At 72.0% G+C, this 21,479-nt stretch carries 24 protein-coding genes; 15 read left to right on the plus strand and 9 right to left on the minus strand.

Annotated features, from left to right (window positions below; all coding sequences use genetic code 11):
* Positions 1-69: 69 nt before the first annotated feature.
* A complete protein-coding gene (locus BMY19_RS04740) occupies positions 70-783 on the plus strand; it encodes a hypothetical protein (protein ID WP_244534831.1) in 714 nt (237 codons plus the stop codon).
* Between the two features lie 52 nt (positions 784-835).
* Here the strand turns inward: BMY19_RS04740 and BMY19_RS04745 are convergent, their stop codons facing one another.
* The 3 genes from BMY19_RS04745 to BMY19_RS04755 all read right to left on the minus strand — a co-directional run bounded on the left by BMY19_RS04745 (position 836) and on the right by BMY19_RS04755 (position 5,192).
* Complete coding sequence (locus BMY19_RS04745; RefSeq protein WP_020091612.1) at positions 836-1,654, minus strand: hypothetical protein; 819 nt, start codon at positions 1,652-1,654, stop codon at positions 836-838.
* A 171-nt stretch (positions 1,655-1,825) separates the two neighbouring features.
* Positions 1,826-3,310: a methyl-accepting chemotaxis protein gene (locus tag BMY19_RS04750; RefSeq protein ID WP_100251015.1), complete on the minus strand. Its 1,485-nt coding sequence runs from the start codon at positions 3,308-3,310 to the stop codon at positions 1,826-1,828.
* Between the two features lie 442 nt (positions 3,311-3,752).
* Positions 3,753-5,192, minus strand: a complete 1,440-nt coding sequence (locus BMY19_RS04755) for an aminotransferase-like domain-containing protein (protein WP_100251016.1) — start codon at positions 5,190-5,192, stop codon at positions 3,753-3,755.
* A 359-nt stretch (positions 5,193-5,551) separates the two neighbouring features.
* Here BMY19_RS04755 and BMY19_RS04760 point away from each other — a divergent pair, with 359 nt between their 5' ends.
* From BMY19_RS04760 to BMY19_RS04810, 10 genes are all read left to right on the plus strand, one after another.
* Positions 5,552-6,034, plus strand: coding sequence for an MSMEG_0572/Sll0783 family nitrogen starvation response protein (locus tag BMY19_RS04760; RefSeq protein ID WP_020091615.1), 483 nt, complete (start codon positions 5,552-5,554; stop codon positions 6,032-6,034).
* Positions 6,035-6,103: 69 nt separating this feature from the next.
* Positions 6,104-7,180: a Nit6803 family nitrilase gene (locus tag BMY19_RS04765; protein WP_100251017.1), complete on the plus strand. Its 1,077-nt coding sequence runs from the start codon at positions 6,104-6,106 to the stop codon at positions 7,178-7,180.
* Entirely contained in the window at positions 7,134-8,237 is a 1,104-nt protein-coding gene (locus BMY19_RS04770; protein ID WP_100251018.1) for an MSMEG_0568 family radical SAM protein, read from the plus strand. Before BMY19_RS04765 ends, BMY19_RS04770 begins: the two co-directional genes overlap by 47 nt.
* A complete protein-coding gene (locus tag BMY19_RS04775) occupies positions 8,234-8,779 on the plus strand; it encodes an MSMEG_0567/Sll0786 family nitrogen starvation N-acetyltransferase (protein WP_100251125.1) in 546 nt (181 codons plus the stop codon). The genes BMY19_RS04770 and BMY19_RS04775 overlap by 4 nt, the downstream gene beginning before the upstream one ends.
* Positions 8,776-9,771, plus strand: a complete 996-nt coding sequence (locus BMY19_RS04780; RefSeq protein ID WP_100251019.1) for a sll0787 family AIR synthase-like protein — start codon at positions 8,776-8,778, stop codon at positions 9,769-9,771. Before BMY19_RS04775 ends, BMY19_RS04780 begins: the two co-directional genes overlap by 4 nt.
* Complete coding sequence (locus tag BMY19_RS04785; protein WP_100251020.1) at positions 9,768-10,949, plus strand: MSMEG_0565 family glycosyltransferase; 1,182 nt, start codon at positions 9,768-9,770, stop codon at positions 10,947-10,949. The genes BMY19_RS04780 and BMY19_RS04785 overlap by 4 nt, the downstream gene beginning before the upstream one ends.
* Positions 10,946-12,214 (plus strand): MSMEG_0569 family flavin-dependent oxidoreductase, encoded by a 1,269-nt coding sequence (locus BMY19_RS04790; RefSeq protein ID WP_100251021.1) that lies wholly within the window; start codon positions 10,946-10,948, stop codon positions 12,212-12,214. The genes BMY19_RS04785 and BMY19_RS04790 overlap by 4 nt, the downstream gene beginning before the upstream one ends.
* Before the next feature lie 212 nt (positions 12,215-12,426).
* Positions 12,427-12,924: a DUF3617 domain-containing protein gene (locus BMY19_RS04795; RefSeq protein WP_170862906.1), complete on the plus strand. Its 498-nt coding sequence runs from the start codon at positions 12,427-12,429 to the stop codon at positions 12,922-12,924.
* A 227-nt stretch (positions 12,925-13,151) separates the two neighbouring features.
* The gene (locus BMY19_RS04800; protein WP_100251023.1) at positions 13,152-14,840 is read left to right on the plus strand and encodes a methyl-accepting chemotaxis protein; all 1,689 of its coding nucleotides are present in this window, start codon (positions 13,152-13,154) and stop codon (positions 14,838-14,840) included.
* Between the two features lie 344 nt (positions 14,841-15,184).
* Positions 15,185-15,373 carry a hypothetical protein gene (locus BMY19_RS04810; protein WP_100251024.1) on the plus strand — a complete coding sequence of 63 codons (189 nt, stop codon included), beginning with the start codon at positions 15,185-15,187 and terminating at the stop codon, positions 15,371-15,373.
* A gap of 185 nt (positions 15,374-15,558) precedes the next feature.
* Here BMY19_RS04810 and BMY19_RS30780 read toward each other — a convergent pair whose 3' ends face one another.
* The 4 genes from BMY19_RS30780 to BMY19_RS04825 form a co-directional block, all read right to left on the minus strand.
* Positions 15,559-15,717, minus strand: a complete 159-nt coding sequence (locus tag BMY19_RS30780) for a hypothetical protein (protein ID WP_165923055.1) — start codon at positions 15,715-15,717, stop codon at positions 15,559-15,561.
* 94 nt (positions 15,718-15,811) lie between these two features.
* Entirely contained in the window at positions 15,812-16,069 is a 258-nt protein-coding gene (locus BMY19_RS04815; RefSeq protein ID WP_100251025.1) for a hypothetical protein, read from the minus strand.
* Positions 16,070-16,189: 120 nt separating this feature from the next.
* Positions 16,190-16,396: a hypothetical protein gene (locus tag BMY19_RS04820; protein ID WP_020091628.1), complete on the minus strand. Its 207-nt coding sequence runs from the start codon at positions 16,394-16,396 to the stop codon at positions 16,190-16,192.
* Positions 16,397-16,504: 108 nt separating this feature from the next.
* Positions 16,505-16,999 (minus strand): HD domain-containing protein, encoded by a 495-nt coding sequence (locus BMY19_RS04825; RefSeq protein ID WP_020091629.1) that lies wholly within the window; start codon positions 16,997-16,999, stop codon positions 16,505-16,507.
* A gap of 281 nt (positions 17,000-17,280) precedes the next feature.
* On the opposite strand from BMY19_RS04825, the gene BMY19_RS04830 reads away from it, so the two are divergent.
* On the plus strand, positions 17,281-17,523 hold the full coding sequence (locus tag BMY19_RS04830) for a hypothetical protein (protein ID WP_100251026.1): 243 nt from the start codon (positions 17,281-17,283) through the stop codon (positions 17,521-17,523).
* Between the two features lie 51 nt (positions 17,524-17,574).
* Here BMY19_RS04830 and BMY19_RS04835 read toward each other — a convergent pair whose 3' ends face one another.
* Entirely contained in the window at positions 17,575-17,973 is a 399-nt protein-coding gene (locus tag BMY19_RS04835; RefSeq protein WP_100251027.1) for a PRC-barrel domain-containing protein, read from the minus strand.
* A gap of 279 nt (positions 17,974-18,252) precedes the next feature.
* Here BMY19_RS04835 and BMY19_RS04840 point away from each other — a divergent pair, with 279 nt between their 5' ends.
* On the plus strand, positions 18,253-19,140 hold the full coding sequence (locus BMY19_RS04840; protein ID WP_210186915.1) for a DMT family transporter: 888 nt from the start codon (positions 18,253-18,255) through the stop codon (positions 19,138-19,140).
* 30 nt (positions 19,141-19,170) lie between these two features.
* On the opposite strand, the gene BMY19_RS04845 is transcribed toward BMY19_RS04840, so the two are convergent.
* Positions 19,171-20,088, minus strand: coding sequence for a hypothetical protein (locus BMY19_RS04845; RefSeq protein WP_100251029.1), 918 nt, complete (start codon positions 20,086-20,088; stop codon positions 19,171-19,173).
* Between the two features lie 153 nt (positions 20,089-20,241).
* Here BMY19_RS04845 and BMY19_RS04850 point away from each other — a divergent pair, with 153 nt between their 5' ends.
* Positions 20,242-20,805, plus strand: coding sequence for a nitroreductase family protein (locus BMY19_RS04850; RefSeq protein WP_100251030.1), 564 nt, complete (start codon positions 20,242-20,244; stop codon positions 20,803-20,805).
* 11 nt (positions 20,806-20,816) lie between these two features.
* Positions 20,817-21,446, plus strand: coding sequence for a flavin reductase family protein (locus tag BMY19_RS04855; RefSeq protein WP_100251126.1), 630 nt, complete (start codon positions 20,817-20,819; stop codon positions 21,444-21,446).
* Positions 21,447-21,479 lie beyond the last annotated feature (33 nt).

Here is a 21,479-nt window from a genome sequence, read left to right on the forward strand (position 1 = left end):
CCTGTATGGTCGCGTCTCGGAATCGGGTGGCCACACCGGCCATCGGCGTCGCGGGAGGGCGGGGCGATCGTGTTGAAACTCGCGCGCGGCGACCGTGGCCGGAACGTCCTGCTGCTCGGCATCAGCCTCCTCTTCGTCGCCGCCGGCCTCGGGATGATCGCCACCGGCGCGGATGGCGGCGTCACGACGACGGTGTTCTTCGGCGTGTGCGCGGCCGTCGCCGTGTGGCAGCTGCGGCCGGACCTGCTCGAATCCGAGAGCCGGTCGGCGGGGTCGCTGGCGGCGCAGTTCCCCGGCCCCGTGATCCTGCGCGCCTCGGTGCGGAAACTCCTGTTCCTGGCTCTGATGGCCGCCGGCTTCGGCGGCGTCACGCTCTGGATGGTGCTGCACGAGGCGCCCTCCACGACGATGCAACTGCTGCTCTGGCCGGGCGTCGCGCTTTTCCTGGGAGGCGTCCCGTTCCTCATCCTGACGGCGATCCGCGGCTCGGCGCTGCTCCTCGACGAGACGGGCTTCACCGTCGTGCAGCTGGGCCGTGCGCGGCGCGTCCGGTGGCGTGACGTGAGCGTGTTCGAGCCGGTCTCCATGCCGGGTTCGGGACAACGCCTCGTGACCTTCGACGACGCGAGCGCCGGCGCGACGCGCCTCGGGGCGATGAACCGGCACCTGATCGGGCGCAACGCGGGCCTGCCGGACAGCTACGGGCTGGATCCCGACGCGCTCGCCAGCCTGCTCACGGCCTGGCGCAAGCGGGCCCTGCAGCGGGAGGACGATGGCTTCTGAGGCGCTTCGTTGGCTGCGCCCTGGCGACGAGGTCGCGGTCGGACGGCTCGCCTCAGCGCGTGACGATGCCGGGCTCCTGCCGACCGGGACGGGGCTGCACCACGAGGAGGCCCGCCGAGTAGATCAGCGAGACGAGGAGCGCGACCGTCAGCGCGAGCGCGGCACCGTAGGGCTGGATCATCAGGTGGAGTGTCAGCAGGGTCAGGCCGAAGCCGAACACCCCGCGGATCGCGACGCTCGCCAGCCGCGCCATCGCCGCCCCGCCGATGCGGCGATGGAGGATGACGAAGGCGCTCGTCATCGTGACCGGGAAGGCGGCGATGACCCCGGTCCTGGCCGGGCCCAGCGCCGTACTCAGCGCCAGGAGGGCCGCGACGAACAGTGCGACGGCGCTCGCGCGGATCAGCAGATCCAGCGGGCGGGGCCGCGCGACGACGGTGCTCCGCACGAGGGTCGCGCGCACGACGTGCCGGGTCGAGAGCGCGCCGGCCCCGTAGACCAGGGCGTTGAGCAGGAACGCCGTCGTCGGCGTCCAGGTGAGAGCCGAGACCGGCAGGGCCGCCGCGAGCCACGCGAGGATCGCCGGCCCGAGGGTGGCGGTCATGTCCCGGCCGGCCGCCCGGTGGGCGTAGACGATCAGGAACAGGCCCGTCGCGGCGTTCGCCGCGAAGCCGTTCAGGGCCGCCCCGGCCACGAAGGCGGCGTCGTGCTCCATCGCCATGAACACGTAGGCCGGCCCCGCGGAGACCGGCAGGCTGACGACGAGCGCGCCCCAGACCGGTCCCAGCCACTCGGCCAGGACGGAGGCGAGCACCACCACGGTCCCTGAGGTCAGCGCCCGGATCAGGGCCGTCAGCCAAATCGCCGCCAAGGTCGTTTCCCGCGCGTCGCGCCGCCGACCCGGGCCGGCATCGGAGCCGCGCCTTCGCTATCATGGGCGGCCTGTCCGGGCCAAAGCGGCCGGCTGGCGATTCCGCCCGTCTGAAACCGGTCGCGGCGACCCGCGAGCGCCGGTGCGCGCCCGGAACCGGGGCGGGCGACTTCAGCCGACGGCGCGCGCGGCTTCCCGGACCTGGCGGGTGGCCGCGTCGACCTGCTCGTTGGCCTGAGCGATCGCCGCCATGCCGCCCGCGATGGTCCCGACCCCGCGGGAGGCCGTGTGCATGCTGCCGGAGATCTCCTGGGTCACCGCCGACTGCTCCTCCACGGCCGCCGCGATCGCCGCCGAGATCTCGTCGAGCGCCCGGATCGTGCCCTGGATCGAGCCGATCGCCGACACCGCCTCGCGTGTGGTCGCCTGCGTCGTGGTGATCTGGTCGCGGATCTGATCCGTGGCCCTGGCGGTCTGCTCGGCGAGCGCCTTCACCTCCGAGGCCACGACCGCGAAGCCCTTGCCGGCGGTCCCGGCCCGGGCCGCCTCGATCGTGGCGTTGAGCGCGAGCAGGTTGGTCTGGGCCGCGATGCCCTGGATCATGGTCACGACGTCGCCGATCTGCGCCGCCTGCCCGCTCAGGCCCTCGACGATGGTGCTGGTGTGCCGGGCCTGCTCGACGGCCTCGCCGGCCATCCGCGCCGCGTGGCTGACCTGCTGGCTGATCTCGCCCACCGAGGCCGACAGTTCCTCGGCGCCCGAGGCCACGCTCTGGATGTCGCCGGACACCCGCCCGGCGAGGTCGACGGCCTCCGCGGTCCGGCGGCTGGCGCCCTCGACGGCGGTGCCGATCGCGTCGAGGTCGACGCCGATCGCCCGCTGCGCCGCGACGCGCCGGTGGCGCTCCTGGACCTGCGCGGTGATGTCGGCGGCGAACTTGACGACCTTGAGGACGCAGCCGCTGGCATCGAGGATCGGGTTGTAGGTCGCCTGGATCCAGACGTCGCGGCCGCCCTTGGCGATGCGGCGGAATTCGCCGCCGACGAACTCGCCCCGGCCCAGACGCTCCCAGAGTTCGCGGTAGCCGGCACTCGACCGCTCGGCCGAGTCGACGAACACGCCGTGGTGCTGGCCCCGGATCTCCTCCAGGCGATAGCCCATCGTCTCGAGGAAGTTGCCGTTGGCCTCCAGGATCGTGCCGGTCGGATCGAAGGCGATCACGGCCTGCGACCGGTGCAGCGCCGCGATCTGACCGGCATAGTCGAGCATCAGCAGCTTCTGCGCCGTGACGTCCGACGCGAACTTGACCACCTTCACGACGCGGCCCGAGCGGTCGAGCACCGGGTTGTAGCTCGCCTGCACCCAGACGTGGCGGCCGCCCTGGGCGATCCGCTTGAACTCGGCCACCTGACAGGTGCCCCGCCGCAGGGCGTCCCAGAAGGCGTGATACGCCGGGCTGTCCCGGTGCGCCGCCTCCACGAACAGTGCGTGGCGCTGGCCCCGGATGTCGGGCAGGGCGTAGCCCATCATCGTCAGGAAATTGGCGTTGGCCGTGATGATGGTGCCGTCCGGCTCGAACTCGATGACGGCCTGTGAGCGGTCGAGGGCATCGAATTTCGCCGCCAGACCTTCACGACCGCGCAGGGCGCCGAGCATGATCCCATCCCTTCTTGTCATTGCCGGGATCCCGAGTGCGAACACGCGGTTCTTCTTGGGATCTGCCGCTGATTTACTGTCACGGCATGACGGCCTCGCATAATGATTGCGCACAATCGTGAACGATGACTTAAATCTGAACGACACAATAGTTCGAGATTGAGGGGGTGTGAGATAGTGCAAAACTACCAGAGGAGTAAATTTTTACGCAATCTTCGATATCAGTGACCGTAGAATATACAATCGAGGGTACGGATTTCGACGCCGAGATCCGGCGCCGTCATGCTCTCAGGTTGCACGGAAGTTCATATGCTAACGCAGAATAAGATTTCTGGTCTTCGCTACCGGATCGGCGCACCGCGACGCGATGCAGCTGGATGCCACGCGCCGACACGATTCGACCGACCCGACGCCCGCGGTCGAAGGGACGCGGCCGGCTCCGTCAGATGTAGGTCGAGGCCAGCGCCGGCGAGCCGTCCAGGGCGTGGGCCAGCCTCTCCAGCCCGTGGGCGATCTGCTGCCGGGTCGAAGGGCCGCCGAGGCAGAGGCGGACGGCCTCGGGCGGCGTCCCCGCGACGCAGAAGGGGTCGCTGCCGACCACCCCGAGACCCGCCGCGCGGCCCTGGCTGGCGAAGGCCGAGCGCGTCCATCCCGCCGGCAGGGTGATCCAGACATGGAAGGCGTGCGGGTCCGCGACGTAGGCCTCGGAGGGCAGCAGCGCGGCCGCGAGGCTCTGGCGCGCGGCCGACTCGGCGCGGACGAAATCCACGATGGCGTCCGCCGTCCCGTCCGTGATCCAGCGCGTCGTCAGCGCGGTCGAGATCGGCGACGCCATCACGGTGGCGGCGCGCAGGGCGTCGCCGAGGGGCAGGGCGGCCCGCGCGTTCGGGGCGATTAGGAAAGCGAGGCGAAGGCCGGCGCCCAGGCACTTCGCGACGCCCGCCACGTAATAGGTGATCTCGGGCGCCAGTTCGGCGAAGCTCGGCGGCGGTGCCGGGCAGATGCGCGCGTAGGCGTCGTCCTCGATGATGGTGACCGCGTAGCGGCGGGCCGTCGCGATGACGGCCTCGCGCCGGGCGCGGGACAGGGTCGCGGTGGTCGGGTTCTGCAGCAGGGGATTGAGGTAGAGCGCCTTCGGCGCCCCCCGCGTGCAGGCGGCCGCGAAGGCGTCGGGGTCGAGCCCGTGGCGGTCCATCGGCAGGCCGACGAGGCGCAGGCCCCGGTGCGCCGCGAGGGTCCGGATGCCCGGATAGGTGATGCGCTCGGCGCAGATCGTGTCGCCCGCCTGCGCGACCTGTCCCAGGATGCTGGACAGGGCGCTGTGCGCGCCGGGGCAGATCAGCAGGCGCTCGCGCGCCGCCGCGATCCCGCGACCCGCGAGCCAGCGCAGCGCGGCCTCCTTGTCCGCCTCGGTCCCGCCGAAGCCCTGGTAGCGCAGGAGGTCGGCGAGATCCCCCGAGAGCTCCGCGAAGGACGACCGCATGCGGGCCCGCAGGCCGGGCAGGTCGGGTTCCGGGGGCAGGTTCATGGTGAAGTCGACCGGTCCCGGCCGCCGGGGAAGGGCCGGCCCAGCGGTGCGGGCGGCGTCCGCCGGGTCGACCACGAAGGTGCCCCGGCCGACCCGGCCCTCGATCAGGCCGCGCCTGTGGGCCTCGACGTAGCCGCGGGACACGGTCGTGAAGTTGAGGTCGAGCGTGGCGGCGAGCGCGCGCTGGGTCGGCAGGCGCGTGCCCGGAAGCAGGTGGCCGGTCCGGATGTCGTCCGCCAGCGCGTCCGCGATGGCCAAGTAATGGGGCTTGCCCCAGCGCCTGAGGTCCGGCGTCCAGATACCGGCCGCGTCGCCCCGGTCGACCGACCGTCCTCCCCGCCCGCCAGCCTTCATCCGTCCAGCACCCGCGACCTGAGAACCGATCAATGATCGATTGTATGGCTTGCAAGCGCCGTACCGGGCGCGTGACGGCCTATCACGGCGCGACCTATGCGTGCAATGCGTACAATATTCGTCGCCGAAGCGCGCGCCATCTGGTGACGACGTGCGCAAATCCTGATGATGAATTGTGCGTCGTCCAGTAGACCTGGGCGGATCGACTTCGCTCTATTGATCGCATCATTGTATGCATCGCAGGGCGCGTTATTGAATGCATTCCTGACGGCTCCGATCTGGCACATGGCTTGCCATCCGACTGTCTGAACGTGCGCAGCACCCCCTGCCGCGGGTCAGACCATCGAGGAGCGTGAGCAATGCCTGCCGTGAACCGCGAGCCGCACAAGAAGGGCGACGTCCTGGTCGACTACGAGGAGAAGGTCTTCGAGGACGTGAAGGCCGAACCCGGCCAGAAGGCCCTCGTCACCTTCCACACCGTCGCGTTCGAGGGCTCGATCGGCCTCGTCAACCTGCTCCAGGCCACCCGCCTGCAGCGCAAGGGCTTCGAGACCTCGATCCTGCTCTACGGCCCGGGCATCACCCTCGGGGTCCAGCGCGGGTTCCCCCGGCTCGGCGATGAGGCGTTCCCGGGCCATCTCAACTTCAACAACCAGCTCGAGAAGTTCATGGCCGAGGGCGGCAAGGTCTACGCCTGCCGCTTCTCGACACAGGCCCTGTACGGGCACAGCGAGGCGGCCTTCATCGAGGGTATTCGCATGATCAACCCCCTCGACGTGCTCGACTGCATTCTCCTGCACAAGCGCGACAACGCGGTGATCATCGACACCTGGACCGTCTGACGACCGCGCCAACGCCCCCGGCGGCCGCGCGCGACGCGCGCAGCCGCTGGCTCAGCCGGAGGACTACCCATGTTAGAGACCCGGATCGTGCGGGCTGCCGCGATCCAGATCGCGCCGGACCTCGACCGCCCGGACGGCACCCTGGAGCGCGTGCTCAACGCCGTCGACGAGGCCGCCGCCAAGGGCGCGCGCTTCATGGTCTTCCCCGAGACCTTCGTGCCCTACTATCCCTACTTCTCGTTCGTTCTCCCGCCCGCGCTCCAGGGGCCCGAGCACCTGCGCCTCTACGAGCGCGCGGTCGCCGTGCCGGGTCCGGTGACGCAGGCGGTCTCCGCGGCCGCACGGCGCCACGGGGCCGTGATCGTGGTCGGGGTCAACGAGCGCGATCACGGATCGCTCTACAACGCGCAGCTGATCTTCGACGCGGACGGCGCCCTGAAGCTCAAGCGCCGGAAGATCACACCGACCTACCACGAGCGCATGATCTGGGGGCAGGGCGACGGCGCCGGCCTCGCCGTGGTGGAGACGGCGGTCGGCCGCGTTGGGGCGCTCGCCTGCTGGGAGCACTACAACCCGCTCGCCCGCTACGCCCTCATGGCGCGGCACGAGGAGATCCACGCCGCGCAGTTCCCGGGCTCCCTCGTCGGCCAGATCTTCGCCGACCAGATGGAGGTGACGATCCGCCACCACGCCCTGGAAGCGGCCTGCTTCGTGGTCAACGCCACCGGCTGGCTCACCGACGCGCAGGTCGCGCAGGTCTGCCCGGACGAGCGCCTGCGCGGCGCCTGCCGCGGCGGGAACTGCACCGCCATCGTGTCGCCCGAGGGCAAGCACCTCGCCGATCCCCTGGGACCGGGCGAGGGCATCCTGATCGCCGACATGGATCTCGCGCTGGTGACCAAGCGCAAGCGGATGATGGACTCGGTCGGCCACTACGCGCGGCCGGAGCTCCTCAGCCTGCTCCACGACGACCGCCCGGCCGCCTTCGTGCAGCGGCCGGCCCGTTCGCAGACCGCCCCCCGGAGCCCCGACCATGAGCAGCAGCCCGCTTCCGACGCGCCGTCCCATATCCTCACCGGCCCCGACGGGCCTGATCGGGATGCCGACGGAGCGCCTGATCAACGCGTTGCAATCCTGCGGCGTTAGGCTCGCCGACAGCCGCGCCGGCGCGCCGAGCCGCCGCGGCGGCGCCGGCCCCTCGGACCACAAGGCGATGACCATCGCGGGCCGCACCGTGATGGTGCCGGTCCACACCGAGGCCGCATTCGACTCGCCCTTCCTCGTGCGCCCGCCGGACGCGGACGGGATCGCGGTGATCGAGCACGCGGGCGTCGTGGTCGGCCACGTCACCTTCCCGGGCCGCCCGCGCTTCTACGCCCTCTCCACCTTCGACGGCGTGCCCTACGCGAAGATCGCCGTCCTGCACGGGCGCGACGTGCTGGCCACCACGGTGCTGCAGACCTGCATCCGCTACCAGAGCCGCGCGAAGACCTGCCAGTTCTGCTCGATCGGCCAGTCTCTGGCGGCCGGCCGCACGGTGGCCCGCAAGACGCCCGAGCAGCTGGCCGAGGTCGCCCGCGCCGCCGTGCTGCTCGACGGCGTGAAGCACATGGTCATGACCACCGGCACGCCGAACGCCACCGACCGCGGCGCCGCGATCCTGTGCGAGAGCGCCTTCGCGGTGAAGGTGGCCGTCGACCTGCCGATCCAGGCCCAGTGCGAGCCGCCCGACGACGACCGCTGGTTCGAGCGGATGAAGGCCTCGGGCATCGACGCGCTGGGCATGCATCTCGAGGCCGTCACGCCCGAGGTGCGGGCGCGGATCATGCCCGGCAAGGCGGGCGTACCGCTGGAGCGGTACTACGACGCCTTCGCGGCCGCTGTCCCGGTCTTCGGGCGCGGCCAGGTCTCCACCTACATCCTCGCCGGCCTCGGCGACGCGCCGGAGGCGATCCTCGCGATGGCCGACCGGCTAATCGGGGTGGGCGTCTACCCGTTCGTGGTGCCCTTCGTGCCGATCTCCGGCACGCCGCTGGAGAGCCATCCGGCCCCCGGGCCCGACTTCATGCACGCCGTCCTGAAGCCGCTCGCGGAGATGCTGGGGCGGGCGAACCTGCGCTCCACCGACATCAAGGCCGGCTGCGGCCGGTGCGGTGCCTGCTCGGCGCTCTCCACCTACGAGCGCGCCGGGGAGGCGGCCTGATGTTCGACCCCGTTCCGCCGTACCGGCCCAGCCACTTCCGGGTGAAATTCGCGGTCGCGCCCTGGGAGCGGCGCGCCTGCGCGGCCCTGCGGCGGCAGGTCTTCTGCGCGGAGCAGGGGATCTTCAGGGCGGACGATCGCGACGCGATCGACGCGCACGCCATCCCGGTCTGCGCCCTCTCGACGCTCGGCGGCGACGCGGACGCCGTCGTCGGCACCGTGCGGATCCACGAAGACGGCGCGCGCCCGGGAACGTGGTGGGGCTCGCGCCTCGCCGTCGCCAAACCGTTCCGCAGCGCCGCCGCCCTCGGCACCGGCCTCATCCGGGTCGCGGTGTCCTCGGCCCACGCGCGGGGCTGCACCCGCTTCCTCGCGCATGTCCAAGAGGGCAACGTCGCGCTGTTCGAGGCCCTGCACTGGGAGAGCCTCGACGCGCTGGACCTGCACGGGCGGCCCCACCGCCTGATGGAGGCGAACCTCGCGGCCTACCCGCCGATGCACGATCCCGAGCACGGCCTCCTCACCTTCCGCAGGGCCGCGTGACCGCCGGGATCGACGTCCGGGCGCTGGCCCGCCAGATCCGCGAGGCCCGCGGGGTCGGCCACAAGCGCGACATCGACGCGGTGGTGCGGCGGCTCGGGCTCGGGAGCCGGCACGCGGCCGTGCCGGTCGGCGACGATTGCGCGGCGATCCCCGACGGCGACGGGCACCTGCTGCTGGCCATCGAGGGCTTCCTCGACAGCTTCGTGGCCGACGATCCGTACTTCGCGGGCTATTGCGGGATCATGGTCAACCTGAGCGACGTCGCCGCCATGGGCGGGCGCCCGCTCGCCGTCGTCGACGCCCTCTGGGCCCGGGACGCCGGGGCCGCAGACCCGATCCTGGCCGGCCTGTCCGACGCCGCCGTGCTCTACGGCGTCCCGGTGGTCGGCGGCCACACCAACACCCGCGCGGCCGCCGGCAACCTCGCGGTCGCGGTGCTCGGCCGGGCGGGACCGCGCCTGCTGACGAGCTTCGACGCCGCGCCCGGCGACGACCTCGTCGCCGCCATCGACCTGCGCGGGCGTTTCCGCGATCCGCACCCCTACTGGGACGCCTCCACCGGCGCGCCGGGCGCACGGCTGCGCGGCGACCTCGCCCTGCTGCCGGGCCTCGCCGAGGACGGCCTGGCCGGCGCCGCCAAGGACATCAGCATGGCGGGCATCGTCGGTACGGCCCTGATGCTGCTCGAATGCTCCGGCGTCGGCGGCGTCATCGACCTCGACGCGATCCCGCGGCCCGACCACGTCCCGCTCACGCGCTGGCTGACGGCGTTCCCGAGCTTCGGCTACCTCGTGAGCGTCCGCCCTGACCGCACGGCGGCCGTCACCGCGCGCTTCGCCGAGCGCGGCATCGCGGCGGCCCGGATCGGGGGCCTCGACGCCGGCCGGGCCGTCCGGGTGCGGGACGCCTCGGGCGCCGAGGCCGTCGTCTGGGACTTCGCCGCCGGCCCGCTGATCGGCTGCGGCAGGGACGGCCCGGGGGCGACGCCGTGAAGCCGCTGCGCGTCGCCCTCCTGACCCACTCCACCAACCCGCGCGGCGGCGTCGCCCACTGCCTCGCCCTCGCCGAGGCCCTGTGCGAACTCGGTCACGCGGCGGTGGTCCACGCGCCCGACCCGTCCGGCCGCGGGTTCTTCCGGGACGCGTCCTGCCCCACCGTGGCGGTCGCCGCCGAGCCGGTCGCGGGCGGGACGGTCGACCTCGTGCGGGCCCGCATCCACGACTACCTGCGCCACTTCGCGAGCCCGGCGGCCCGCGACTTCGACGTGTTCCACGCCCATGACGGCATCGGCGGCAACGCCCTCGCGACCCTGAAGCACCGGCGCCTGATCCCGGGCTTCGTCCGGACCGTCCACCACGTCGACAGCTTCGCCGACCCCGTCCTCGCGGGCTGGCAGGACCGCGCGATCCGCGAGGCGGGCCGGCTGCTCTGCGTCAGCCGCCTGTGGGCCGACTGGATTCGGGACGCGATCGGCGCCGAGGCCGGGATCGTCGGCAACGGGGTCGACCTGTCGGTCTATCGCCCCGCGGCCGCGGAGGGCGACGCTGCTCTGCGGGCGCGCTGGGGGCTCGGCGCGGGGCCGATCGTCCTCAGCGTCGGCGGCCTCGAGGAGCGCAAGAACAGCCTCGGCATCATCGCGGGGTTCGCGCGCCTGCGGACGCGCCACCCGCATGCCCAGCTCGTCGTCGCGGGCGGAGCCTCGCTCCTCGACCACGCCGGCTACCGCGAACGCTGCCGCGCGGCCCTCGTCGCCGCGGGTCTGGAGGTGGGCCGCGGCGCGGCCGTCATCGAGACGGGGCCCGTCGCGCAGGCCGACATGCCGGCGCTCTACCGGGCCGCGGACCTGCTGGCCTTCCCGTCCTGGACCGAGGGGTTCGGCCTCTGCGTTCTGGAGGCCATGGCCTGCGGAACGCCGGCGATCGTCTCCGACCGGCCGCCCTTCACCGAGTACCTGACGCCGGCCGACGCGCTGTTCGTCGACCCCGCCGACCCCGACAGCATCGCCGCCGCCATGGCGGCGGCGCTGGAACCGCGGACCCGCGCCCGCCTGCGGGCGGCGGGGCTGGAGCGCGCGGCCGCCCATTCCTGGCGCGCCTGCGCGACGCGTCACCGCGACGCCTACGCCGCCTGCGCCCGCGGCGCGGCAGCCTTCACGGAGTTGCAGCCATGACGACAACGACCCGTCACGTTCCCGTCGCCGTCGTCGGCGGCGGCCAGGCTGGCCTCTCGGTCAGCTACCACCTGAAGCAGCGCGGCATCGCGCACCTCGTCTTCGAGAAGCACACGGCCGCGCACACCTGGGCGACGCAGCGCTGGGACACGTTCTGCCTCGTCACCCCGAACTGGCAGTGCGACCTGCCGGGCCACCCCTACGACGGGCCGGACCCGGACGGGTTTATGAGGAAGGACGAGATCGTCGCCTACCTGAAGGCCTTCGTCGCTAAGGTGAGGCCGCCGCTCCGCGAGGGCGTGGCGGTCACGCGCGTGGCGCGGCGCGACGACGGCGTGTTCGCGGTCCGGACCTCGGAGGGCGACTACACCGCGGACGAGATCGTGGTGGCCTCCGGCGGCTACCACACGCCGATCGTCCCGCGCATGGCCGAGAAGCTGCCGCCCGCGATCACCCAGATCCACTCGAATCAGTACCGGAACCCGGCGCAGCTGCCCGACGGCGCGGTCCTGGTCGTCGGCTCGGGGCAGTCCGGCGCGCAGATCGCCGAGGACCTGCATCTCGCCGGACGGCAGGTACATCTCGCCGTGGGCGACGCGCCCCGCTGCGCCCGCTTCTACCGCGGCCGCGACGTCGTCGCGTGGCTCGCCGACATGGGCTACTACGAGAAGACCGTCGACGATCACCCGCTGCGCGACGGCGTCCGGGACAACACCAACCACTACGTGACCGGTCGCGACGGCGGCCGGGACATCGACCTGCGCCGCTTCGCCCTGGAGGGCATGGCGCTCTACGGCGTCCTCGAGGACTACGCGGCGGGCGCGCTCCGCTTCCGGGACAACCTCCGGCCCGCGCTCGACCAAGCCGACCGGACCTACAACGGCATCAACGCGGCCATCGACGCCCATATCGACGCGGCCGGCATCGCGGCGCCGGTCCAGGCGCCCTACGCGCCGGTCTGGGAGCCAGGCGAGCCGGTCACGGCGCTCCCCCTCGAAGGGTCCGGCATCGCCAGCGTGGTCTGGTGCATCGGCTTCGCGCCGGATTTCCGGTGGCTCGACGCGTCCGTGTTCAACGGCGCCGGCCAGCCGAAGCACAGGCGCGGCGTCACGGCCGAGGCGGGCATCTCCTTCATCGGCCTGCCCTGGCTGAACACCTGGGGCTCGGGCCGCTTCGGCGCGGTCGGCCGCGACGCCGAGTACATCGTGCAGGTGATCGAGGCGCGTCTCGGCGCCGGTGCGGTCGGCCTGAAGCGGGCGGTGTGAGCCGGATCGCCGCCGGGTCGAACCCGGGCGAAACCTCCCCTCAATCATCCCGGCATTCGGACCGCTCACGCCGCGTATCCGCGGCCGAAGTGCCGATCCCTTCTAGTGTTCCGGAGCGAACGCTGGTCCAGGATCGACTTGTTCGCCTGTATCGCATCGGTTAGCCACACCCCGTTGCGGCGTCTGAGTCGCGTCAGAGCCAGGGATCATCCATGCGAGCACGTACCGCCGGTATCGGGATTGCGGCGATTCTGTCCGTGATGACCAGTGTGGCCTCCGCCGAGACGTTGCCGGCACGCAAGGCCGGCCTGTGGGAGAGCAAGACCACGTCGCCCGACGGCAACACGACCGCGCGTCAATGCATCGACGAGAAGACCGATCAGATCGCGCAGGCCGCGTTCGGTGGCGGCCAGAACTGCGCGAAGCGCACCATCGTCAAGACGAGCACCGGCTACAAGGGCGAGACCGAGTGCAAGCTCGGCCTGATCTCGGCCGCGGGCACGACCGAGATCAGCGGCGACTTCAACAGCAAGATCCACATGGAGGTGGATACGACGCTGACCGGCATGCCGAACGCCAAGGAGCCCGTGCGACGCCAGATGGTGATCGACGCCACCTACATCGGTCCCTGCGCGGCCGGACAGAGCCCGGGCGACATCATCCTGCCCGACGGCAAAATCGTGAAGATGCCCCAACCGGCGGCCCGATAGGCACACCGGCAGGCGCCTCGGGCGCGGGCGAGCCCGTGGGGTGCCGCCCCGCGTCCCCCCGGGCGCCGCCGCGGAGATCCATGCCGCGAAACCGGCATCCCTCCGTGAGACGGCGAGCGACAGCCCGCGAGGCAGGGGAAGGTCTGATTAGCGGATATTAAATACATTTCGCTAATTATGCGCCGTGCAGCTGCGGAATTGTTCTATTCGGCTGCGTCGAGGCCGCCGTGTCGCTACAGAGTGTCTCCATTCGTACAAAGCTGGTCGTGGCCTTCTCGGTCCTGACCGTTTTCGTGATCGGGCTCGGCGTGCTCGGGCTCGTGAGTACGCGCAAATTGCGTGAGCAGGCGGTCGAGATCGATACGAACTGGCTGCCGAGCATTCGGGCGCTGGGCGAGATCGACACGCTGACCGCCCGCAGCAGCGGCCTTCTCCTGCGGCACACGCAGGCGACCGATCCGGCGCTGCTCGCCAGCATCGAGAAGGATATGGATAGCTTCGACCGGAAGCTGGCCGACCGGGTCGCCGTCTACAAGGGCCTGCTCAGCTCGCCCGAAGAGCGGTCGCTCTTCGACGCGTTCAACCAGGAATCTCAGACCTTCAAGGCGGTGCGCAACGACGTCGTCGACCTGTCGCGGGCCGGGAAGAAGACCGAGGCCTATCAGCTCTACGAGACGAAGGGCCTCATCCCGCGCCGCGCCGCCTCCAAGGCCCTTGAGAAGCTGATCGCCATCAACAACGCCGGCGCCGATGCCGCGCAGGCCCAGGGCACCGCCGTCTTCAACGAGACCTGGACGGTGAGCCTCGTCGCGATCGCTCTCGCCGTGGCGATCTCCGCTCTGTCGGGCGTGATCATCGTCCTCGGCGTCACCCGCGGCATCGCCGCGGTGGTGCGGCCGATGCAGGCGCTGATCGCCGGCGACCTGTCGGCCGAGATCCCGCATCAGGGCGAGAAGACCGAGATCGGCACCATCGCGTCGGCCGTCGCGGTGTTCAAGCAGGGCCTTATCCAGATGAAGGCGCTGGAGGCCGAGACCGCGCAGGCGCGCCTCGCCGCCGAGGAGCAGCGCCGGATCGGCATGCGCCAGATGGCCGACAGCTTCGAGGCGGCGGTCGGCGGCATCGTCGGGCAGGTCTCGGCCTCCGCGACCGAGCTGCAGGCCACCGCCAGCTCCATGTCGGCCATGGCAGGCCAGACCTCGGCGCAGTCGGGGGCGGTCGCGGCCGCCGCCGAGGAGGCCGCCTCGAACGTCAGCACCGTCGCGGCCGCCGCCGAGGAACTCGGCGCCTCCGTCCAGGAGATCGGGCGCCAGGTCCAGGGTTCGGCCGAGCTGGCCCGCTCCGCCGCCGGCGAGGCGGACGAGACCGGCGCCCTCGTCCAGGAACTCAGCGGCGCCGTCGCCAAGATCGGCGACGTGGTGGGCCTGATCTCCTCGATCGCCGGTCAGACCAACCTCCTGGCGCTGAACGCCACGATCGAGGCCGCCCGCGCGGGCGCGGCGGGCCGCGGCTTCGCGGTCGTCGCCTCCGAAGTGAAGGCGCTGGCGGAGCAGACCGCCCGCGCGACCGGGGAGATCTCCAGTCAGATCGGCCGGATCCAGGGCGTGACCGGTCAGGCGGTCTCCGCCATCGGGACGATCACCGGGCGCATCCGCGAGATCAACAGCGTCGCCACCTCGATCGCGGCCGCCGTCGAGGAGCAGGGCGCGGCGACGCAGGAGATCGTCCGCAACGTCACCCAGGCCGCGCAGGGCACCGGCGAGGTGACCAGCAACATCGCCGGCGTGGCCGGCGCCGCGGAGGAGACCGGCGCGGCGGCGAGCCAGGTTCTCGGCGCGGCCTCGGAGCTGTCGCGCCAGTCCGAGCACCTGTCCGCCGAGGTCGGTCGGTTCCTCGCGACCGTGCGCGCCGCCTGACGCGCCGACTGAGGAGCCCGGCGATATAGGCCGCTCCGGCCAGTTCATCGCCGGGGTGTGCCGCAGCACCTCGGCGGGGAAAGCTTGAGCTTACATCAGGGTCACACCGCGAACACAGTCGCGGACCTGATGGAGACTTCCATGACCCTCGTTGCCCGCTTCGCCCTCGCCACGGCCGTCGCCGCCGCCACCGTCGCGGTTCTCGCCGGGACCTACGTCGAGATCCTGGACCGTGCCCTCCCGATGCACTTCGTCTGAGACGGCGGGTGCGAACCGGTTGAAGACCGCATCCCGGGTCGCCGCCGTCCGGCGGCGGCGACCCGGGATGCGGGAGGGAGGTGCCGATGACTCGAATCCTGACATCCGTCCTCGACAGCGCCGTGTGGGTCGCGGACGCGCTCGACGATATCCTCGTCGAGGCGGCTCTCGGCTTCGGCGCCGCCGTACCGCTGATCGCCGACCCGTCCGGCGATCCGCCGACCGGCGCAACCACCGGCCAATCCGAGACAAGTCCCTCGCCGATCCGGACTTGACCGCCCGGGATGCCCGGCCGTCGCCGGTGCCGACCCCGGAGGTGTCGCGACGGTCCGGATGACCGGGTTCCCCGGTCGGGCCGCGGAGACGTGTGGCCTCCGCCACAGAGGCAACGGACCCGCGTAACGAACAGCGGCGGCTCGGCGAGCCTCCCCGTCCGCACCTGCCCCGTTCGGGAACGGCTCTAGCGCTTCTGCGTGTTCGGCGCCGATTGGTCGGTCTGCGGCTCCATCTTGGTGGAGTCGGGTTTCGTCGGCGTGTTGTTCTGCGCCTGCTTGTCGTCGCAGGCGGCGAGGCCGAGCAGCAGAAGGGCGGCGAGTGCGATGCGGGTGCCTAGCGGCATGGATCCTCCCTTTGGCGTGTGAGGGCGCGGAGATCCTGTTTGGCGATATCGCCAAACAGGATCTCCGCGCCGCTCGCTGCGCGACGCGGTCCGGTCAGCGGCCGCCGGCCGGCGGCTTGGAGCCGGATCCGGCATCGTTCGGACCGGTGCTGTTCGTCGTGCCGGAGCGGCTCATCGAGCCGGTCGACGGGCCGCTCCCGGCGGCGCCGGGTGTCGAGCCGGACCCCGCGTCGCTCGGGCCGGTGCTGTTGGCCGTGCCCGACCGGCTGGTCGCGCTGCCGGCATTCTCTGCTGCCGTGGCGGAAATCGCGGCCGCGAGGAGGGCGGCGATGGCGAGACTCGTGACCTTCATGGCGGATCTCCCTCTCGGTCCGGCAATCGCGCTCGCGGAGCCGTTACCGATCGTGCGGGCAACCCCGCGCCACCGCCGCTGTTCCGACCGCGTCGCCGACCGCCCGGCACGGGTCCCGGATCACGATGCTTCCGGTGGCGCATCCTCCCGGACCGCAGCCGGGGTGGCGGCGCGCGCCTGCTCGTCGGGCATCCGGTAGCCGCGATCCCAGGTGGCCCAGGATTCCGAATCCGCCGGATAGGGGTTGGCGGTGATCGGATCGCCGCGGTCGCGGGCGTGGCGCCCCTCGTCGCTGATCGCGGCGGGTGAACGGGTCGACGGTGTCATCGGCGCTTCTCCGGCACTCACATCCCCGGGTCCGGAACCTCGGCGGTCAGCCCGGGCGTTGCAGGACTACCGGACGCTCGCGCGAATGTTCCCCGCCTGGGTTGGTGCTCAGCGGCCGGTGTACCCGCGCGCCGCCGCCGCCGCCTTCAGGCGCTCGAACGCCGTCGCGTAGCGCTCGCGCAGGAACGCGGCGTTGGGCGGGATCCGGGTCGGGCAGAGATTGTCCTCGGTATCGGACATCTTGATCAGCAGCGCGGCGAGGTTGCCGGCCGCGATCAGGGTGGTGATCCGCTCGGAATACGCGATCCGACTCTGCGGCTTCGTGAGAAGCGTCACCGTCTCGACGATGTCGGCCTCGAAGCCGGCGGCGCGGAGGTCCGCCGCCGTACGCGGCGTGTCCTCCAGCACATCGTGCAGGAGCGCCGCCTGCATGACTCGCATCGGGTCGATGTCGAGCCCGTCGATGAGTCGGGCGTGACCGGCCCGGGTCTGGGCGGCGTTCGCGACGCGTTCCAGGTGCCGCATGCACGGCTCGCCGCCCTTGTCGAGCTGACCCGCATGCGCCGTGAGGGCGAAGGTATGGGCATCGAAAATCGTCGGCACGCGACCGGCTCTCCAGATCGACCGGCCCGGATCGGCGCCGCACCGGCTTTCCGTTCCGGGAAGTCGGGTCCCCGCCACGGCGTTCCCGCCGGGTCGCCCGCCGCGGGGCGCCCCGTCGCCGGATGCCGTCCCGGGGCGGGACTACCTCATTTCGTGGATGCGCAGTCTTCGCGCTCGATTCAAGAGTTCACGTTGGCAACACTATTGCTCAGCTCCCGTGGAATCGCCATCTGTTGTTCCATAATCGGACAAGCGGCGAGTCGCGCTTCAGGATCGAGACCATGACGTCCGGAACACTCGAGAAGCCGCTGGATGTCGGCGGGCCGCTTAGCCGCAGGGCGGCGGCGCTGGCCAACGTCCGCTGGTTCCGCGCTCTGGCGTGGCGCGCCCTGCGCGACGGCGGCCCGCGGGCCGAGCTGCGCGCGTCCAACGCGCGGGCCGCGGCGCGGATCGTGCTGCACCAGGCCAAGCGGGAGGCCCTCGTCGCCCGCCTGGCGCGACAGGCCCTCGACGCCTCCGTCTGAGTGCGGGGCGCCGGGTCGGCCGGGCGCTGGGCCCGGCCGCGGCGGTGCGCCTCAGCGCTTGAACTTGCCCTCGTACTTGAACTCCGGCGCCGCCTTCAGCTGGTCCTTGCTGGCGCCGATGATGGCCTTCCACTTCTTCGCGTCGGCGTCGTAGCCGAGCGCGATCGAGCTCGGCGAGACCGCCACGTAGCGCTCGCCCAGGCAGAAGAAGCCGCCCACCGAGACGATGTAACCGGCCAGCTTCCCGTGATCGATCACGAGGTCCTTGATCTCGCCGACCGTGTTGTTCTGCGCGTCGGTCACGTTGAGACCGATGAGGTTGTAGCTGAGCACCGCGTCCTGCGGCACGGTCTCGAATTTGGGCGCGACCGTCTGCGGCGCCTCGTTGGCGGCGAGCGCGGGCCCGGCGAGGGCGGCGGCGGCGAAGGTGGCGATGACGAGGCGGCGCATGGTGTACTCCAGTGGCCCGGTATGGGTGGTCTGAAATGGCCGCCTCGGGCGCATCGTTCCGCGACTGCACGGAAATGTTAATGCGCGGAACATGGAACCTTCGGCCGGCGCGCGACCCGCGCGGCGACACCCCTCACGAGGCTCCGGCGCGGTGAACAGGGTGGCCAACTGTATCGAAGATCGACCGGGACAGATTGGCCGGCGGCGCCCCGACCGTTCCTGGCCGACCGCGCCCCGGCACGGCATGCCGGGACCCGCACGTATCGGGAGGGGACATCCGTGGCGGGGGGAGTGATCGAGACGACGCGCGGACCGGCGACCGGCGCCTGGGTGGACGGCCTCATCGGCGTCGCGATCTTCAGCGCGTCGCTGGTCGCGACGCGCCTCGCGCTGACCGGCATGGACGCCCTGTTCCTCAGCGCGGCCCGGGCGGCGCTCGCCGGCCTCGCCGGCGCGGCCGCCCTGCTGGCGCTCCGGCAGGCGCGTCCGCGCCGGACCGATCTCCCGGCGCTCGCGATCGTGGCCGCGGGCGTCGTGGTCGGCTTCCCGCTCCTCACCGCGCTGGCCCTGCGCACGGTCGGCGCCGCGCACGGCACCGTCTTCGTCGGCCTGCTGCCCCTCGCCACCGCCCTGTTCGGCGCGCTGCGCTCCGGCGAGCGGCCGTCACCGGTCTTCTGGCTGCTCTCGATTACCGGCGCGCTGGTCACGGTCGGCTTCGCCGCGCGGGGGCTCGACGGTCCGCCGGGTCCCGGCGACGCCTTCATGCTGGCCGCGATCCTGCTCTGCGGGCTCGGCTACGCCGAGGGCGGCGTCCTGGCCCGCCGGTTGGGCGGCTGGCAGGTGATCGCCTGGGCCACCGTCCTGTCGCTGCCCGTGAGCCTGCCCCTCGCGCTTCTGCTCCGGCCGGCCGAGCTGGCGGCGATCCCGCTGCCGGCCTGGGCGGGCCTCGGCTACGTCGCGCTGTTCAGCATGCTCATCGGCTTCGTGTTCTGGTACCGCGCCCTGGCGCGTGGCGGCATCGCGTCGGTCGGCCAGCTGCAGCTGCTGCAGCCGTTCCTGGGCCTCGGCGTGGCCGCGATGGTCCTCGGCGAGCGGATCGAGCCGGCGATGATCGCCGCAGCGCTGGCCGTCGCCGCCTGCGTGGCGCTGGCGCGGCGCTTCGCCTGAGAACGGCGCGGAGTTGTCGGCCCGGGAGCGTCAGCCGGACTTCGCCACGACCTCGATGTCGCGGTCGAGCCCGCTCTCGACCTTGAACTCGCGGGTGTAAACCTGCCCGTCGTGGCGGGCGATCAGCACGTAGTCGCCCTCCGCCAGGGTGACCTGCGGGAAGGCGCCGATCGCCTCGCGGATCGTGTCGCCGCCGGGGGTCAGGACCGAGAAGGCGGTGCCCGCGAAGGCCTCGGCACCGGGAGCGGCGACGAGCTTCAGGGTCACCGTCGCGGCGCGGTGGTTGAGTGTCGCCTCCGTGACCTTGCCGTTCTCGACGCGCAGGTCCGCGCGCTGGATCGCGTTCGATTCTCCGTAGGTCGAGACGACGTGGTACGTGCCCTCCGGCAGGCGCAGCAGCTCGCCGGTCTTGATTCCGGCGCGCACGAGCCGGCCCTCGGAATTGGTCCCGACCGGGACGAAGACCGAGAACATCACCTGACCGGGCGGGATCTTCTGGTCGCCCACGGCGCCCGCGAGCTTCAGGGCGCCGGCGGCCACCCGCAGCGTGTCGGTCGTCGGCTGCCCGCCCATCACGATCCGCTGCGAGGCGCTGGCGAAGCCGTAGGTCACGGTCGCCACGTAGGCGCCCGGCGCGAGGGTGAAATGCGGCTCGGCCTCGGTCGAGCGGGCGACGATCGACGGCCGCGTGCCGTCGCCGCGATCCTCGTAGATCCGCCACGCGAGCCCCTGGCGCAGGGCCGTGCCCGGTCCCGACAGGAGCGCCGACAGGGACAGCTGCGCGTCCGGCTCGGCCGGGGGCAGGGACGGCGGCAGGTTCGGGGTCGTGATCGACGGCGAGGGCAGGGCGCCGCCGAGCCGGTTCTGGAACGGGTCCTGCTGCGCGAGCGCGGCCGGCGGGCCGGCGGCGAGCATCGCCAGCGCGGTCGCTGCAAGCCTCATGCGCATCGGTCGGCCCTTCTCTGCTCGTCTCGCCGGTCGCGACACCGGATCGTCCGGGCCTGCCTCTGACGCCCGACCGTGGCGGCGGCAAGGCCGCTCTTCCACCGGCGGCCCACGCATGCCACATCCCGGTCGGGACGCGATACCGGGACGGAGCGCATGACCGCCACCCTCGATCTCCTGAAGACCCGACGCTCGGTGCCGCCGGCGCTGCTGGACGAGCCCGGGCCCGACAGGGCGCAGCTGGACACCATCCTGACGGCCGCCTCGCGGGTGCCCGACCACGGCAAGCTCGCGCCCTGGCGCTTCATCGTCATCGCCGGCGAGGCCCGGGCGAAGGTGGGCGAGGTCATCGCGGCGACCTTCGCGGCCGACAATCCCGACGCGGCGCCCGAGCGGCTCGCGCAGGAACGCGCCCGCCTGACCCACGCGCCGGTCGTCGTCGCTGTGGTCTCGCGGGCGGGCCCGCACGTGAAGATCCCGGACTGGGAGCAGGTGCTCTCCGCCGGTGCCGCCACCATGAACCTCGTGATCGCCGCGAACGCCGCCGGCTTCGCCACGTCGTGGCTGACCGAGTGGTTCGCCTACGACCGCCGCGTGCTCGACGCCCTCGGCCTCGCGCCCACCGAGAAGCTCGCCGGCTTCGTCCATATCGGCCGGGCGCGCGAGGTGCCCTCCGACCGGCCGCGGCCGGCCCTCGACGAGATCGTCACCTACCTGTGAAGGGACCGGCCGTGCACTACGACCTCGACCTGCCGCGCGAGTCGCGCGCCCTCCCGCACAACCCGCTGAAGGCCATCGTCGCGCCGCGACCGATCGGCTGGATCAGCGCCATGAACCGCGCGGGCGCGCTCAACCTCGCGCCCTACTCGTTCTTCAACGCCGTGGCCGACAACATGGTCGCGTTCTCCTCCTCGGGCCGGAAGGACGCGATGACCTTCGCCGAGGAGGGCCAGGAATTCGTCTGCAGTCTCGCCACCTGGGACCTGCGCGACGGGATGAACGATTCCTCGGCGCCGCTGCCGCGCGGAACGAGCGAGTTCGCCTTCGCCAACCTGGAGACCGCGCCCTCGCAGAAGGTGCGGCCCCCGCGCGTGGCCGCCTCGCCGGCGGCCCTGGAGTGCCGGTGGCTCCAGACCGTGCCGCTGGTGCCCCTCTCGGGCGGGGAGGCGGAGAACTTCCTGGTGATCGGGCAGGTGGTGTCGATCTACGTCGACGAGCGGTACGTCGCGGACGGAATGGTTGATACGGCGGCGATGCACCCGATCATGCGCGGCGGGTACTTCGACTACTTCCACGCTACCGCCGACACGCGCTTCCAGATGCGCCGGCCGAAGGGCGCGGGGGAGTTCACCGGGTCCTGAAACAGGAACCGGTCGCGCGCGGCCGATTGAGGA

It is taken from the genome of Methylobacterium sp. UNC300MFChir4.1, assembly GCF_900110155.1.
GTDB lineage: Bacteria > Pseudomonadota > Alphaproteobacteria > Rhizobiales > Beijerinckiaceae > Methylobacterium.

Bases quoted from the DNA above. Each gene is read 5' to 3' on its own strand.
- BMY19_RS04750 (WP_100251015.1), bottom strand. From the start codon at position 3,310: ATGCTCGGCGCCCTGCGCGGTCGTGAAGGTCTGGCGGCGAAATTCGAT.
- BMY19_RS04755 (WP_100251016.1), bottom strand. From the start codon at position 5,192: ATGAAGGCTGGCGGGCGGGGAGGACGGTCGGTCGACCGGGGCGACGCG.
- BMY19_RS04760 (WP_020091615.1), top strand. From the start codon at position 5,552: ATGCCTGCCGTGAACCGCGAGCCGCACAAGAAGGGCGACGTCCTGGTC.
- BMY19_RS04765 (WP_100251017.1), top strand. From the start codon at position 6,104: ATGTTAGAGACCCGGATCGTGCGGGCTGCCGCGATCCAGATCGCGCCG.
- BMY19_RS04770 (WP_100251018.1), top strand. From the start codon at position 7,134: ATGCCGACGGAGCGCCTGATCAACGCGTTGCAATCCTGCGGCGTTAGG.
- BMY19_RS04790 (WP_100251021.1), top strand. From the start codon at position 10,946: ATGACGACAACGACCCGTCACGTTCCCGTCGCCGTCGTCGGCGGCGGC.
- BMY19_RS04795 (WP_170862906.1), top strand. From the start codon at position 12,427: ATGCGAGCACGTACCGCCGGTATCGGGATTGCGGCGATTCTGTCCGTG.
- BMY19_RS04810 (WP_100251024.1), top strand. From the start codon at position 15,185: ATGACTCGAATCCTGACATCCGTCCTCGACAGCGCCGTGTGGGTCGCG.
- BMY19_RS30780 (WP_165923055.1), bottom strand. From the start codon at position 15,717: ATGCCGCTAGGCACCCGCATCGCACTCGCCGCCCTTCTGCTGCTCGGC.
- BMY19_RS04815 (WP_100251025.1), bottom strand. From the start codon at position 16,069: ATGAAGGTCACGAGTCTCGCCATCGCCGCCCTCCTCGCGGCCGCGATT.
- BMY19_RS04820 (WP_020091628.1), bottom strand. From the start codon at position 16,396: ATGACACCGTCGACCCGTTCACCCGCCGCGATCAGCGACGAGGGGCGC.
- BMY19_RS04830 (WP_100251026.1), top strand. From the start codon at position 17,281: ATGACGTCCGGAACACTCGAGAAGCCGCTGGATGTCGGCGGGCCGCTT.
- BMY19_RS04835 (WP_100251027.1), bottom strand. From the start codon at position 17,973: ATGCGCCGCCTCGTCATCGCCACCTTCGCCGCCGCCGCCCTCGCCGGG.
- BMY19_RS04845 (WP_100251029.1), bottom strand. From the start codon at position 20,088: ATGCGCATGAGGCTTGCAGCGACCGCGCTGGCGATGCTCGCCGCCGGC.
- BMY19_RS04850 (WP_100251030.1), top strand. From the start codon at position 20,242: ATGACCGCCACCCTCGATCTCCTGAAGACCCGACGCTCGGTGCCGCCG.